Below are 14,090 nucleotides of genomic sequence, written 5' to 3' on the forward strand. Positions count from 1 at the left end.
TGCTTGCGCGCCAGGTCGCCCGCCTTTGCCCCCGCTTCGTGCTCACGCAGAACCGCGATGATCTGCTCTTCCGTAAACCGATTTCTCTTCATCAGTCCGTCCTTCAATCGAGGCCGGACTCTAATCTCAGATGGAGGAAATTACCCGTGGCAGGTCAAGATCCGCGAGGCAGAGATCTTCGTGGCGGTGCTCGGCGCATCCAGCTTCACCTATGCTGAAGCAACATGGACACAAACACTTCCCGACCGGATCGGCTCGCATTTTCGGATGTTTCGTTTCGTGATCCGAAATAATTGACTCAAAAAATCAAACGTACACTAACAATATTTCGTTAGAGGGAGGTGGCTTTGTGCTCTATCTCCACTCATGAAGTGGATTGCCAATCCCCTACCGCTGGGTAGCGAGACAGTACATTCAAGAAAACGGGACAAGGCCGGTGAAATCCGCCCCACGGCCCGGCTACCAAAGTAGCTTAGCGCACAAGGATAGGATAATGACGCAATAGCCCCAAAGGACCACCTGTCCTGCGGCGCCCTTCAGTTTAAAGCCCAGCGCCTCAAACTCAATTGGTCCTTCGGATTGCCGTAAAAAGGTGACTGTCCCGAAACTCGCTATGACTATACCTGCGAATCCAATCGTTCCCAAGAAATGAGCCTTCAACTCATCCTTCCAAAAATCAAAACCAGTATGGAACAAGAGGGCGATGGCCGCCACTATTGCCAAGGTTGCGGCGATGGTCGACGCGACTAACGCGATCCATCGAAGCAAATGCCCGTACTTATCCGCCCACCTAGGTGAATGCCCCGCTTGCATACCGTCGACCCCCATGGACCGAGTGAGCGGGAAATATAGCACCGATATCGAAAAAGGTCGCGGGTTTGTCAAATATATAATCGCCCATGAATGGAATATTACAAGGACATTCCGTCGACGGCATAAGACTATGCCACGGTACTCGCTGCGGTCTGTTGAAAAAGGCCCTCGCCACCGGACCGCAGCAATGATTCACTGGCTCCGAAGGATTCGGAGGTGACGAGTGCGCGGCGGCGACGATCGAACTGGCGAACTTTTCAGCTACGTGGACCTTGAGGTCCGGGTTCGGCGCAATCATCCATTGCGGGCGATCAGGACGATCGTGACTGAAGCCCTGTCGAGGCTGGAGCGTGAGTTCGCGGCGCTATATTCGCCGATCGGGCGGCCATCTATCCCGCCGGAGAAGCTGCTGCGGGCGATGCTTTTGCAGGCGTTCTATTCGATCCGCTCGGAGCGGCTTTTGATGGAACGGTTGGAATACGACCTCCTGTTCCGCTGGTTCGTCGGCATCGGCGTCGACGACGCAGCCTGGGACCATTCGGTGTTCTCCAAAAACCGTGACCGGCTGCTGGAGGGCGATATCGCGGCGAAGTTCCTGGCGGCCGTGCTGGCGCAACCCAAAGAAGCTCCTGTCCACGGATCACTTCTCGGTCGACGGCACGCTGATCGAGGCCTGGGCTTCGATGAAGAGCGTCAAGCCAAAGGGCGGCCCAAGCGGCGGTCATGGCGAACCGCCGGCAGAAGGCGGCGGACCTCCGCGGCGAGAGGCGATCGAACGAGACGCACGCCTCGACTACGGACCCCGACGCCAGGCTCTACCGCAAAGGGCGGGGCAAGGAGGCCAGGTTGTGCTTCATGGGACATGGGTTGATGGAGAACCGCCACGGCCTGCTGGTGGAAGCCTGTCTGACGCTGGCCGACGGACATGCCGAGTGGGTGCGGCCCTGCACATGATCGAACCTCGTGCCGACCGGCCGCGGGCGATCACGCTCGGTGCCGACAAGGCCTATGACGCAGAGGACTTCGTCAACGAGTTGCGCTCGATGAAGGTGACACCACACGTAGCGCAGAACACGAACGGCCGTCGTTCGGCGATCGATCGCCGCACCACGCGCCACGGTGGCTATGCCGTCAGCCAGCGCATCAGAAAGCGCATCGAAGAGGCGTTCGGCTGGATCAAAACCGTCGCTGGGCAGGAGAAGACCAAATTGCGCGGCCGCGACCGCGTTGGGTGGGCTTCACCTTCGCGGCCGCCGCCTACAATCTGGTGCGGCTGCCCAAGCTCTTGGCGGCGTCGAAATGACCGTGCCCGCAGGCTGCCAACTGATCGGCCGCTGGCGGATCATCGAAGCCGATCTGTGGGATCGCGGTTACCTGAACCTCGGTGGACCCGCAACCATCGCCATCGGACCCGACGACAACGGCGAGATCGCCTTTGGCGCCCTGCAAGCCGGTCTCGATCTGAGCTACAGCCCCTCGATAGTTCACTTCACATGGGCCGGGTGTGACGAGATGGATGAAGTCACAGGCGATGGCCATGCCGAATTGCTCAACGACGGCTCGATCGAGATCACATTCGCCTACCACAACGGCGACGAGGCCATCCTCAAGGCAATACGTCAGACTTCTTCAACAGATGGGTGATTGGGGTCTCGCCCGAGCCAAATTGAGGGCGGCTGCTCCTGTCGAGATGTGAGAACGTGGTCGATGTAAATCGCCACAAACATCAGGAGGAGCAGCCATGAAATATTTTGCCGGACTTGACGTGTCTTTGGAAGAGACCGCGATCTGTGTCGTCGACGAGAGCGGCCGGATCGTGAAGGAAGGGCGGGCGGCGAGTGAGCCGAGGGCGCTTTATGAAGCCTTGCGGAAAATCGATCTGCCGCTGGAGCGCATCGGGCTCGAAGCCTGTTCGCTGACAGCCTGGCTTTATGACGGTATTCGCGCCGAAGGATTGCCGGCGATCTGCATCGAGACCCGGCAGGCCAACGCGGCGATGAAAACGATGCCGAACAAAACCGATCGCAACGACGCCCGCGCCTTGGCGCAGATCATGCGCACCGGCTGGTATCGGCAGGTGCATGTGAAGAGCCAGCAGTGTCGGCTCTGGCGATCCCTCTTCGCTGCGCGACGCACGGTCCTCAATGAAATGCGGACGATCGAAAATGTCGTTAGGGCGATTCTGCGGGAGGCCGGCATCAAGCTCGGCACTCCAGGCCGCGCAACTTTCGCTCATCGCGTGCGCGAACTGATTGGCGCAGATACGGTCATCATGGCGCTTGTCGAGCCGCTTCTGGCGATCGTGGCAACGATGTTGCGCGAGTTCGGGCGACTGACAAAGCAGGTCTTCAATATCGCCCGCAAGGAGCAAGTCTGCCGGCGCCTCATGTCCGTGCCCGGTGTGGGACCCATCACCGCGCTCGCCTTTCGTGCCACGGTCGATCAGCCGGACCGCTTTCGCCGATCGAGGGATGTCGGAGCGCATTTGGGTCTGACCCCGGCACGCTATCAATCTGGCGAGACGGACATTCAGGGCAAGGTAAGCCGATGCGGTGACGAGCTCGCCCGCACGGCCCTCTATGAGGCGGCTCATTCGCTGCTTGTGCTCAGCAAGAAATGGTCGAGCCTCAGAGCGTGGGGTATGAACGTCGCCAAGCGGCGCGGTATGGCCCGAGCCCGAGTTGCTGTTGCTCGCAAGCTCGCTGTCATCCTGCATCGCATGTGGAAGCGATGCGACAGAATTCCGCTTCGGCAAGGCACCCGGCCCCGTACCGGCATGAAATACGGGATAACGGACCAACGAAGGAGGAGTTGATTCCGCCCGAAAGGGCGTGAGCCGGATCGTTCCCGTGGGGACGACGGGCAAGGCGATCTCGTTAGCAGGCACGATCCTGGGACGAACTCTCCCAAGGTCGTTCAACAGATTGAGAGGCCTCGCTCTACTGACCCCATCATGCGGCGGCTTAACGTCGACCGCGAAGAGAAGCGAGTGACCCGCGGGGCGACATGGTCCGGAACAATATCAGCAGGAGCTTGATCTCAACGACCCCAATCAGAGAAGAGAACCTGCTAGGACAAGCCGCGAGCCGAGCCTCCGGCATCCCCTTGCCTGCGCCCCCGGCGTCTCTGCATAGCCGGGACGGAGAAGCGCCCCCTCGCGGCGGGACCGAATAGATAATAGACCAGCTGAGTCTCTTTGGGGAGCGGCAGCGGAACGCCCCCCATAGGGGTTCGGACTGGCCCTGTTGCCCTTCGGTCCGAGCACAATGCCTGACAACTGAACCTCGCTGCGAAACGCCTTACCTGTCCTGCTGCGGATTATTTTTTGACGTTGCGTGTTGTCTGAAATTCCGACATGCATTATATCTGTGTCGGATTTCGAGACATGAGGTTATCGATGTCGGTGTCGACCGCCACTATCGAGGAAGTTATCCGCGACGAGATTCGGAGCGCTCAAGCCGATCGACCAACCCCCAAGGCAGGGTGGGAACCCCAGGTCGACTCCTTGGTCATGATATCGATCGCTCTCCGGATCGAAGAGGAGTTCAATGTCAAGCTGCCCGAAGCCGCAATGCCGCCGGGCGGCTTCAATGACGAAAATACATGCGTCGCTGTCTTCACCCAGCGCGTTGTGGAGTTGCTGGAAGAGCAGCAAGCAAAGAACCAGACGGAAGGAGAGCAAGTGTCATGACCGCTGAACGGATCGGCTTCACCGTCAATGAGGATGAGAGCCTAGTCCTCGGCGCCAAGTTGCGCGAGGCAAGAGAATATGTCGGGCTTAAGCAGGAGCAGGTAGCACAGCACATGGAGCTGCCGCGCACTGCTGTTTCGGAAATCGAGAATGGGCGTCGAGGGGTCAGCGCAATCGAGCTCAAAAGGCTTGCGCGATTGTATCAGCGTCCGGTGACCTGGTTTACCGGGGAGGAAGCGGAAGCGGTCGTACCGCCCGATGTGGCATTCCTCGCACGCACCGCGAGTGCCCTTTCGGACAATGACCGCCAGGAGCTTCAGCGATTTGCCGAGTTCCTGCGCTCCAGGTCGAAGGTCACCGGTGATGGTCGGTCGTAATGAGCGCGAATCCATCCTCCGCGGCATCCGCGGCGCTAAGCGCCTACAGCGGGATTTGCGGCTCGATATAGGCGCATCGCGAGCGCAGCGGGTAGACGTCTTTGGGTGTATTGCCCGGATGGGCGCAATGCTGATGTTCCAGCCGCTCGAGCCGCTGCTTGGTGCCTTTATCCGCGAGGATGGGGCTGCGGGTATCATCCTGAGCACGCGTAGGCCGCTCGGCATGCAGCGGTTCACAGCCGCCCACGAGCTCGGCCACCTCTTTCTGGGTCACGATCCACATGCCGATGACGACCGGATTCTGCGACGCGCGCCTTGGGCCAGCGATGCGTCGAGAAGGTCGATAGTCGCCCCTGAAGAGAGAGAAGCGGATGCGTTCGCGTCCTACTTTTTGCTGCCGCCCTATCTGATCAAGGAGCAGATGGAACTGCGCGACTGGGAGCCCAGGCACTTCGAGCAACCCGAAACCGTCTATCAGGCGTCGCTCCGCTTCGGCACAAGTTACCGCGCGACTGTATTCGCGCTCGAACGGGAGCATGTCATCGGCCGCACCCTGGGCCAGCACCTCCGAGATGTGGAACCGCGCGATCTCAAGCGACGGCTCCTGGGCGACTACGCTTTGAAGAATGCCCAGCGCGTCGACGTCTGGCATTTGACCGAGCGCGACGAAGGCGCCGTGATCGAAGCCAGCCGCGATGATCTCTTTCTGCTCCGCTTGAAAGAAGACAGCGGCGGTGGCTATGTCTGGACCTTCGACGAACTTCGTGACGCCGGATTTGCAATTCTGCGGGATGGACGGGACCCTGTCCCGGAAGGGCAGATTGGCTCCTCCACCGTGCGCCGGGTGCTCGCGCAGGCGGAGCGGCCACTCGCTGGGCAGTTGACCCTCCGCGAAGTCAGACCGTGGGCACCAAACGACGATCCGCAGTTGCTCACGCTCTACTGCAAGACAGCGACGAGCGACGAGGCTGGTCTGTTCGAGCCGCAGCGCGAGGAGCTTCTGGCTGCCTCATGACGCTGCATATCCTGACAGACTTACGGTCAGTCCTGGGGCCAGTGCGGGATCAGGGTCGCCGCCCGACCTGCCTATCTTTTGCGGCCTCGGCAGTACACGAACAGGCCCGCGGCGACCTTGATTCCCTGTGCGTCGAGTGGCTTTTCTACCACGCCGCCCAACGGGCCGGCACCGGCCCCGCTGAAGGGACGACTCTGCCCGATACGCGCCAGGTCCTGCATGATATCGGACAGCCGCTCGAGCCTGTCTGGCCGTACAAAGGCCTGCCGGTGCAAGCAACAGCCTGGAGGCCACCCCCGAGCGTATCACCGCTTTTTCGTTGCGGCTCGGATTGCTGCGACACGAATGTCCAGCAGATACGCGAGCGGCTCGATGGCGGCAGCCCGGTCGTCCTCGCGCTCTTCGTCTCGTCCGCTTTCACCGCGGCAACAACGTGGCTTCGGACGGGAAACGAAATCATCCTGCCCAAAGACGGCGAACCGATCGACCGCCAGCGGGGGCACGCTGTTGTTGCCGTCGGGCACGGTCGCTTCGATAGCGAGGATCTTATCCTGGTTCGGAATTCTTGGGGTCCGGCCTGGGGTGCCGCTGGGCACGCCTGGGTCCGGGAAACATATATGAGCCGCCGTCTGTGCGGCGGCTTCAGCATCAGCGAAGGAGATGGCGATGTTCTACAATCCGATGCCGCCGGCATCGACGCCCGTGCGCGCGTGGGTTGAGGCCGCCGCTCACCTGCGCGCCCAACCTAACCTCACGCTTGGTGGGCTGATGCTTCACATCGAGCACCCTCTTACCACCGATGCCGACGAAGAGGCGGTGATCATGACCGTTGACCGCTTTCTGCGGCAGCATGAGGCATATCCAATCGTTACCGTGGCCAACACGATCTTCCCGTCCAGCCTTGACCGGGGCGATGGCGTCGACGCACTGCGCGAACGCTACCTGGACGTCTACAAACGCAGAATGTGCACGCCAGGCGAATGGGGTCGTTATTTCGAACGCATGGTCAATTGGAAAGACCGTAAGGGGGGCCGTATCGACCAGCTCGCCGAGAACATCCGCATGCTCAACGACGCCCGGATAGGGCGTTTCTACGAGAACCGCTACGAGATCATCATTTCCGACCCTGCCAGGGACTTGCGCAAAGCCCTGAACCGTCAGTGCCTGAGCATGATCGAGCTCAAACCCGAGCGGAGCGGTTCATTGCACATGATCGCCCTCTATCGGAACCACTATTACGTCCAGAAGACATTGGGCAACTTGCTCGGTTTGGGGCGCCTGCTTGGCTTCATCGCCCGTGAGAGCGGGTTCGAGGTCGGCACGCTGACCGTGAACTCGACATCGGCTAGGCTCGATACGGAGGGCTGGGGCAAGGCCGACGTGACCACGCTGATCGACAATTGCACCGCGCGGCTGGTCAGAGAGGCGGCGTGATGGGTGCTTGTGGCCGTTCTCTTCTGACGGAGTCCCCGGATGCGCTCGTGGCCGGGCATAGTGAACGGCGGGAATACCGAACATGATACCGTTCGCGCAAACCGATCATCGCCGACCGTTTCAGGCGAACAGCGGAAGGGTAGCTTCCTTTCCCAGGTTTTGCAGGCCGTAGTGCGTGCTGACACCCTCGATGAACTCGGCCTGCCCGCCGTAGCTCGGATGCCTGACCTTGTCCGCGGCGACACCGAGATCCTCGAGCGCTAACTGCGCATCCCGGCCAATCGCGAGCACTCGTCGCGGCGACAGCAGGTGGATTAACCCAATCATCACATGCCGGCACGCTTGTCGTTCCCTTCGCGTGTGACACCGATTGGAGAGCGGGTCTCCGGCGGCATGCGGATGCAGCGGAAAGACATTCCAAAGGAAAACTGGCTGTCCGATCGCCTTCAGCATCTGCCAAATCACGGTCGCGGTGCGCTCAGCAACGACGGGGCCGGTCGTAGATCGGGATAATGGAGCCGTCCCCAGCAAATCGGCATGTGCGGGTAGGTGGACTTCGTCGGTCAGGGCCAATCCTGTACGACGTCCGCCGCGGTATCCGAGATCGCGGGCCACCCAGATGGAAGCGACACCCCGCTCGATTGCTGCGTCGAGAACGGCCATCAGGTTGTGTCGGCGGATATCGGCGGCATCGGGTTGATCAAAGTCCGAGCAACGATCCGAGTATGGATTGAAAGCGTCTTCGAACCTCAAGTCGGCAACGAGTTTGACAAACTCTTCAGCGTTGTGGGGATGTTCAGTCATGGCAGCTCTTCAAAATCGATTGTTCGTTTGGTGAGATCAATGACGACCACACCGTTGCGATGCTTCTTGAGCTCGCGAAAGACCCGAAAACCCTCCAGAATCGCCCGCTCCCATTGCCACAGGGGGCGGCTCTCGACCTCATAGCCGCGCACCAGCTCGTGAACAGCCTTGAGCAGGCCGTACTCAAGGGTCGTTACGTTCCGAAACTCAGCGTGCCGTAGACCATGATTGAAGATCCAGGTCGAGATGCCTTCTTCAATGATGTTGGCGCGGGCGCCGTCTTCGTTCTCGTCCACCTCCGGCCGGCTCTTGCGCTTGAGGCGCAGCAATGCGCGCAATGTTGGCGACCAGCCTAGAATCGCTGCGAAGGCCAGGTGAAAGACATCGTGGTATCGGTAGTCGTCGGGTTGGTGACGGTTGTCGGTCAGCGGGCTGCCCAGGTTGACGCCGTTCCATTGCTGCACGACGAATGTGCGTCCATTCACTGTCCTTTCAACGAATGAAACCCGCATCAGGCGCGGAAGCTGCTCGTATTCAGGAACCTCTTCGTCGAACAATGGCCCCCAGTCCCGGTGGTCGGGCCACCGGCCGAGCGTCTTGACGACGTTATTGCGAGCCGCCTGTTCTAGGCTGACGCGAGCGTCGTCCGCTGCGATCAGCAGCGCGCGGAAAATCTCGACCAGATCAGCCGACAGCCGATCGCGGTTCTCTCTGATCTGCCCCTCGCTCCAGTCGGCCAGCAGCACGCCGACTTTGCCGGCAAGGACAAGCAAGCGGTGCTCCACTTCGTCACCTGCCAAAGGACCGACAAATGGCACCTCGGTCTGCTGCAGGTCCTCGAAGGTCGAGGCGGCTCCGGAACGCCCCTCATAGTCCCAGTCCTCCAGCTTGGCTGGCACACTGCGGGCTATCTGGCTGAGCGGCAGTTCAGCGCGGAGTGCGGCGTTCGCGAAATACCAGAGGGCATCGCCCAGTTCTTCAATGACTTCGTCGTGGTACGCCGCAAAGGCGTCTTTGTCGCGCTGCTTCTTCTTCAGCGCGCTTAGCAGGCTGCCGACTTCGCCAAACAAGCCGAGCAGCACGAAGCCAAGGCCATCGGCGCCAGCCTTATCATTGCGATCGGTCCGGGTGGTGAAGTCCTGATACTCATCCAGGCCGATTGGCCGGTCGCCGATCCCGAAGAGCGAGCCTTGGCTCCTTAGGAGCGATCTGCCATCCACGTACATAATGATTCCCTCCCGCAGCAAGAATCTTGTCTCAACAGAATCGTTGATGCAAGTGAATGACGCGGTGACTTCTTTCCAGCTGGCCTAGCCTTCAGCAAAGTCGATGACGTAGACTGCAGAAAAGGAATTATTATGGAGTCGACCTCGGCAACCTTCCTACACGTCACGGATGCCCACATTGCCTATGCGGGCACCACTCTGGAGCGCGATGATCGCAAAACCATGGTCGCCGGACTGCCGCCACAAACACGGGAGCTAGCCCTTCGACAAGTGTTCGAGCGCCTTGCCGAGCGGCTGAAGCGCGAAGATCGGTGTCTCGACGGCATAATCTTTTCGGGGGACGCTCAGGATCGTGGTCGGCAAGGCGGCCACGAGCTGCTTCTTGACCTGCTCCTCAACTCCTTTGGACCATTCGGCATCACCCCCGAGCGGATCGTCGCTACCCCTGGCAACCACGACGTCGACCGAAAATATGATCCGGGAACCGCGAGGCGCTACAAAGACTTCTGCACGACCTGGCGCGACCGGGGCTGCGTGGTGCCATGGCTGGACGGAATCGAAGAAGCAGATTCCGCCGTGCCTCATATTCTCGTGGATTGCAGCAACCGCTGGGCCAATCTTTCCGATAAACTCGAGCAATTGGTGCCACGCGGCCGCAGTTCTTCCCGAGCCGCTCGCCACCGTGTGGTCACACCTCCCGCAACTGGCCGCAGGAACCGACAAGGAAAAAGAAGCCAGTCTGCGCAAGCAACTCGACGCACTCGCTCGCTATGACATGGCGAGGGTTTCGGAGCAGCAGTTGGAAGAGGTAAGACGGTTGGTCGACGCAGTTCCGTGCCCGGACCATGGGCGTCAGCTACGTATCGCTGTCTTGCATCACCACCTACGAGCGCCAAGCCTTCGCGAAGAGCTCAAGGCATTCTCCGACCTCTCCAACCTCGAACAGGTGCGCAGCTTCCTTCGCGATCGGGAGTTCGACGTTGTCGTTCACGGCCACAAGCATGAACATGCGGCGCAGTTCGATCATGTCTATGACCATGCCGGGAATAATGCCCGGCGTGTCCTCGTCGTGTCCGGCGCCACTTTCGACACCGGGCGCGAAACCGATGCGGTGCGTTTGCTAACATTAGAGGGATTGCCCTATACGCCATCGATCCGCGTCGAGCCGATACCGCTTCAGCGCGGCGGCGTCGATGCGGCAGCCATTCCCGCTATCAGGAAGCGTCTTTGGGCGTCAGAAAACCTTCCCGACGGACCCACGACCATTCAAGGCCGCGATATCGACGAGGTCTATGAGCGCGTGGTGGAGGTGGCGCGGGCGGAGGCCGAGGGAAATACGCTTATCGTCCATCTCGACCTGCCATCCCTCGACACCGACATGTTGCCATTGCCAAACAACTACCCGATGGCTGAGCCGCTTGAACCCGGTGCTCGTCAGGAGTGGTTGAGGGAACTCGTTGGCTGGTGGCAGCTCGGCCGGTCAAAGCTGGAACAGCGCATGCCATTTGTCCATGGGAGCCGGTTGCGTCGCTATGGTGGCAAGATCGATCAGATTGAGCGCATCAAGAAGCTTCTTAAGCAAAAGGCCAGCACGCGCGCTCTGGCCGTGTTGGTGGATCCGTTCCGCGACTTTACCGCTGATGGAAGCGGGGAGGAGTTTGCCTCCTTCAGCCTCGTCGAATTCAAGCGTAGGAGTCTCGGAAACGGGCGGAATTCAGTGGAAGTAATCGCGTTCTACCGAGCCCAGGAGTTCGCACGATGGTGGCCGGTCAACGTCGCCGAGTTGCGATCGCTGCAGGTGGAGGTGTGTCGTTATCTGGATTTCGCTCCTGGGCGGATCACAACAATTGCTGCCGACGCAAGAACGCATTCCCGCAGCCCTACGCAAGTTGCCATGCCAATTGTCGATCGCTGGCTCGACCAGGCACCTGAGCGGTTGCATGCCCTGGCGAATGCGCTCGTTCTGAAGGGCGCGCGAAACGAGAAGGAGCGCATAGCGCTTGAGGGTTGGGCCCGCTGCCTAGTTGAGCTTGAAGATGTGGCCAAAAACTACAATCCAGATGGCGTGCCTGTCGCCGTCGAGGGTCTCGAAGTACTGGCATCCTACGTGCAGATCAATATCGAGGGTGACGCTAAGCTAACTGGGCTCGTCCGCGAACTGACAAGATTGGCCGAAGACAATCGGAGCTTCGAGCATGGAGCGCGGGATCGGGCAGCGTTTGACACTTGGTCCAAGCGTACACTGGCATCCATTGCAGATCTTCGCGAAATGACGGCGCAGCGCGTCTCCGCCCCCCCGCTTGCGTAAGCAAAGCCTGCTATTCGTGGAGGCGCCGTCTACGTTCGATCAACCTCAAGGTTGCCGCACTGGTTTGTGGCGACACAGCCATCCTAGAACTATTGAAATGACCGACGATCGGCAACGGTATGAAGTGGAGTTTGACGAGCTGATGGACGACGTCGATCCGCTCGTGCCGGTCGTTCTGAAGGGGCACTTGCTTATCGAGCATTTCCTCGACGACCTCATCTCTTCGGGTTGCGTCAACCCAGATCATATTTGGAACGGCGATGCGGCATGCGGCGTGATGAAATTGCGATATGTGCCGCGTTTCCGCGACGCTCGTTCAAGGGAAGAGCTCCTTGCCCTGCCGCACAGCCTTGAGCCGCCCATCCCGTTTCATAAGATTCCGGTTGAAGCTTATCAGGCCGCCGAACCGTTCGACTATGTGATCCTCTGCCAATCCCCTGGGTACACCCCGGTTGAGGCCGATGCCCTGATCCCGATATTTAAAGACTACATCGAGTTCGACAGTGATGATTCCCAAGGTTTCCCGGGCTTGGGCTTGCATCCGAATTGCACAGGAGAAGCTCGGTGACGCTGGACGGTTTCCTGAGTTTTCTCGCGCTTTTCATCGCATTCTACGCAATCGTATCGCCGGTGACGCGCCTACGCGCGCAGTTGCATCTGGCTGTGCAAATTCCGTTGGCGCTTATCGTAGTCACGCTTGTTGTCTACTTCGAATTCTTCCCCTTGATGAGCCAGCGGTGCCGATTGCCAAGCGCTGAAGCCTGCGCCTGGCTGACTTTCCCGAAGGATGGCACCTTCACACCGCCCCAGGCTGCTTTCCTGGTGGTATTCGTCTGGATAATTCTTGCATGGGGCCTCAACGTTCTGCTGAAGCCGGGGCCGCGCTCGCTGGTGGCCGTTGGCAAGATCGTGCAGACCCTGCTTTATGATCGTCGCTTTGCGGAATTATTGGATTTCATACGGCCGCATCTCGGTTTGATAGAGGCCGTGGCGGAGCGGCGGCTACTACCGCAGAAAGCGCACGATTGGTTGGCCGACACGAACTGGCTTCAACGCCAGAAAATCCGAACCTTCAAACCGGTCGGGTCAGAAGAGGACGAGCCGAAGCAGTCGGGGGTCGCCCCTAACACACGTATCTATGAGTGGTTCCGGCGGCGAATGCGATGGACGAAGCAATTTGTCCCGGCCGGCCGTAAGGCCCAAGCCGACGCCGAGACAATCGTACGCATGCTGTTGCGTTCGGAGGAGTTCAGAAAGTTCCTCGTCACGATGCGGCCGGATGCATTGCCGGACCTCATGGCGATCAAACTGCAACCGCGTTTCGACTTCTCGGACAAGGCCCTGCGTGACATGATCGCCGACAGCGGCAGCAGGCTCTACCAGGAAAGCGAGCAGAACCAGAACCTCGCGGACAAAGGCGGATACGCAATTCCCGAGGAGAATGTCTTGCTGCAATTTCTCTTCGGCGATGCCGAGACGGCCCATAAGCTGGGCACCTGGAAGCCCATAGGCGACGCCGTCATCAATACGATCCGCGGAGGGACAAACAGGGGTTATGCCGCCCAGCTCAACGACCGCGCCGATGATTTCGACGATGAAAAATGGCGCGACATCGCGTTTGTGGGCATTCGGTATTTCGACATCATGGTCAATGAGGCCATGCGTCAGAGTATTCCCTACCATATGTGGCTGTTCTACCTGCCACTCTTCGTTACCGAGCTGGAAAAAATCTACGACACGTCCGGTCAGAACATCGACACGATGGCGGAATTCCCCACCCGCAATGCCCGCCTGCTGTACGAAGCATTCGACGTCATGGGCAATTGGATACGCAATATAAGGCATCTCGCGCCCTCATCGCCGCATGCCGCGATTTCGGACAGGCATGGGTCTTCGTCAGGCGCCATCCCGGCGGATGCTGCCGTCGCCCTCGGCAACGCGATGGTCACGGTCGCGCTGTCCGACCGGATCGGCGACACCTTTGCGGGTTATCTCCATGATTGTATCCTCCATGACATCGCGGCCCTCTCCCGTGAGGGGCTTGAGGGACGCATGCGAGCTCTTTTGATCCGAACGATCGTTGCCGGAGGCAATCGTCACCCGGATGCTCGATACGGAGAGCGCCTCAAGATCTTCCTAGTAATGGCCGACCATGTTCTCCGCGGATCGGTGAAGGACTATGTTGCCGCACTGGATCCCGCACCCCTGAAATAGCGGATGAGTGGTTCGGTCCGAGCTGCCCAGGGTCATTTCTCGGGCGCGCCGCTTGCCGCGCGTTGGACAGGCGGCGGGTCGCCATCATGAAGGGCGTGCTCGCAGTTCCAAGGCAAAAGAGGATCGGAAAGCCACGAAACCTAAAAGCCTGGTCGGATTACTGGAAGCCGACCACCTGGTGGTTCTGGCGAAACTGCAAGGCGACGCC

General features: G+C 59.8%; 12 protein-coding genes and 2 pseudogenes. 12 read left to right on the forward strand and 2 right to left on the reverse strand.

Going from position 1 to position 14,090, the window contains the following annotated elements; all coding sequences use genetic code 11:
• The first annotated feature begins 1,036 nt into the window (after nt 1-1,036).
• The 8 genes and pseudogenes from NKH91_RS26455 (at nt 1,037) to NKH91_RS26490 (ending at nt 7,330) form a co-directional block, all read left to right on the forward strand.
• Nucleotides 1,037-2,116: pseudogene (locus NKH91_RS26455) on the forward strand (IS5 family transposase).
• Entirely contained in the window at nt 2,113-2,457 is a 345-nt protein-coding gene (locus NKH91_RS26460) for a hypothetical protein (RefSeq protein ID WP_352813053.1), read from the forward strand. Before NKH91_RS26455 ends, NKH91_RS26460 begins: the two are co-directional and overlap by 4 nt.
• 97 nt (nt 2,458-2,554) lie before the next feature.
• Nucleotides 2,555-3,593: pseudogene (locus tag NKH91_RS26465) on the forward strand (IS110 family RNA-guided transposase).
• Between the two features lie 617 nt (nt 3,594-4,210).
• Complete coding sequence (locus tag NKH91_RS26470; protein ID WP_352813051.1) at nt 4,211-4,504, forward strand: acyl carrier protein; 294 nt, start codon at nt 4,211-4,213, stop codon at nt 4,502-4,504.
• Complete coding sequence (locus tag NKH91_RS26475) at nt 4,501-4,881, forward strand: helix-turn-helix domain-containing protein (RefSeq protein WP_352813050.1); 381 nt, start codon at nt 4,501-4,503, stop codon at nt 4,879-4,881. The genes NKH91_RS26470 and NKH91_RS26475 overlap by 4 nt, the downstream gene beginning before the upstream one ends.
• Before the next feature lie 127 nt (nt 4,882-5,008).
• Nucleotides 5,009-5,896 carry an ImmA/IrrE family metallo-endopeptidase gene (locus NKH91_RS26480; RefSeq protein ID WP_352813048.1) on the forward strand — a complete coding sequence of 296 codons (888 nt, stop codon included), beginning with the start codon at nt 5,009-5,011 and terminating at the stop codon, nt 5,894-5,896.
• The gene (locus NKH91_RS26485; protein ID WP_352813047.1) at nt 5,893-6,615 is read left to right on the forward strand and encodes a C1 family peptidase; all 723 of its coding nucleotides are present in this window, start codon (nt 5,893-5,895) and stop codon (nt 6,613-6,615) included. The genes NKH91_RS26480 and NKH91_RS26485 overlap by 4 nt, the downstream gene beginning before the upstream one ends.
• The gene (locus NKH91_RS26490) at nt 6,563-7,330 is read left to right on the forward strand and encodes a thymidylate synthase family protein (protein ID WP_352813045.1); all 768 of its coding nucleotides are present in this window, start codon (nt 6,563-6,565) and stop codon (nt 7,328-7,330) included. The genes NKH91_RS26485 and NKH91_RS26490 overlap by 53 nt, the downstream gene beginning before the upstream one ends.
• Nucleotides 7,331-7,450: 120 nt before the next feature.
• Here NKH91_RS26490 and NKH91_RS26495 read toward each other — a convergent pair whose 3' ends face one another.
• Nucleotides 7,451-8,134, reverse strand: a complete 684-nt coding sequence (locus NKH91_RS26495) for a uracil-DNA glycosylase (RefSeq protein WP_352813043.1) — start codon at nt 8,132-8,134, stop codon at nt 7,451-7,453.
• Complete coding sequence (locus NKH91_RS26500; protein ID WP_352813041.1) at nt 8,131-9,360, reverse strand: nucleoside triphosphate pyrophosphohydrolase family protein; 1,230 nt, start codon at nt 9,358-9,360, stop codon at nt 8,131-8,133. The genes NKH91_RS26495 and NKH91_RS26500 overlap by 4 nt, the downstream gene beginning before the upstream one ends.
• Before the next feature lie 132 nt (nt 9,361-9,492).
• Between NKH91_RS26500 and NKH91_RS26505 the strand changes: the two genes are divergently transcribed.
• From NKH91_RS26505 to NKH91_RS26520, 4 genes are all read left to right on the forward strand, one after another.
• The gene (locus NKH91_RS26505) at nt 9,493-10,134 is read left to right on the forward strand and encodes a metallophosphoesterase (RefSeq protein ID WP_352813039.1); all 642 of its coding nucleotides are present in this window, start codon (nt 9,493-9,495) and stop codon (nt 10,132-10,134) included.
• Nucleotides 10,043-11,668, forward strand: coding sequence for a hypothetical protein (locus NKH91_RS26510; protein ID WP_352813037.1), 1,626 nt, complete (start codon nt 10,043-10,045; stop codon nt 11,666-11,668). The genes NKH91_RS26505 and NKH91_RS26510 overlap by 92 nt, the downstream gene beginning before the upstream one ends.
• Before the next feature lie 97 nt (nt 11,669-11,765).
• On the forward strand, nt 11,766-12,236 hold the full coding sequence (locus tag NKH91_RS26515; RefSeq protein ID WP_352813035.1) for a hypothetical protein: 471 nt from the start codon (nt 11,766-11,768) through the stop codon (nt 12,234-12,236).
• Nucleotides 12,233-13,882, forward strand: coding sequence for a hypothetical protein (locus tag NKH91_RS26520; protein ID WP_352813034.1), 1,650 nt, complete (start codon nt 12,233-12,235; stop codon nt 13,880-13,882). The genes NKH91_RS26515 and NKH91_RS26520 overlap by 4 nt, the downstream gene beginning before the upstream one ends.
• Nucleotides 13,883-14,090 lie beyond the last annotated feature (208 nt).

The sequence above is a fragment of the Mesorhizobium sp. M0894 genome, from assembly GCF_040319725.1.
GTDB lineage: Bacteria > Pseudomonadota > Alphaproteobacteria > Rhizobiales > Rhizobiaceae > Mesorhizobium.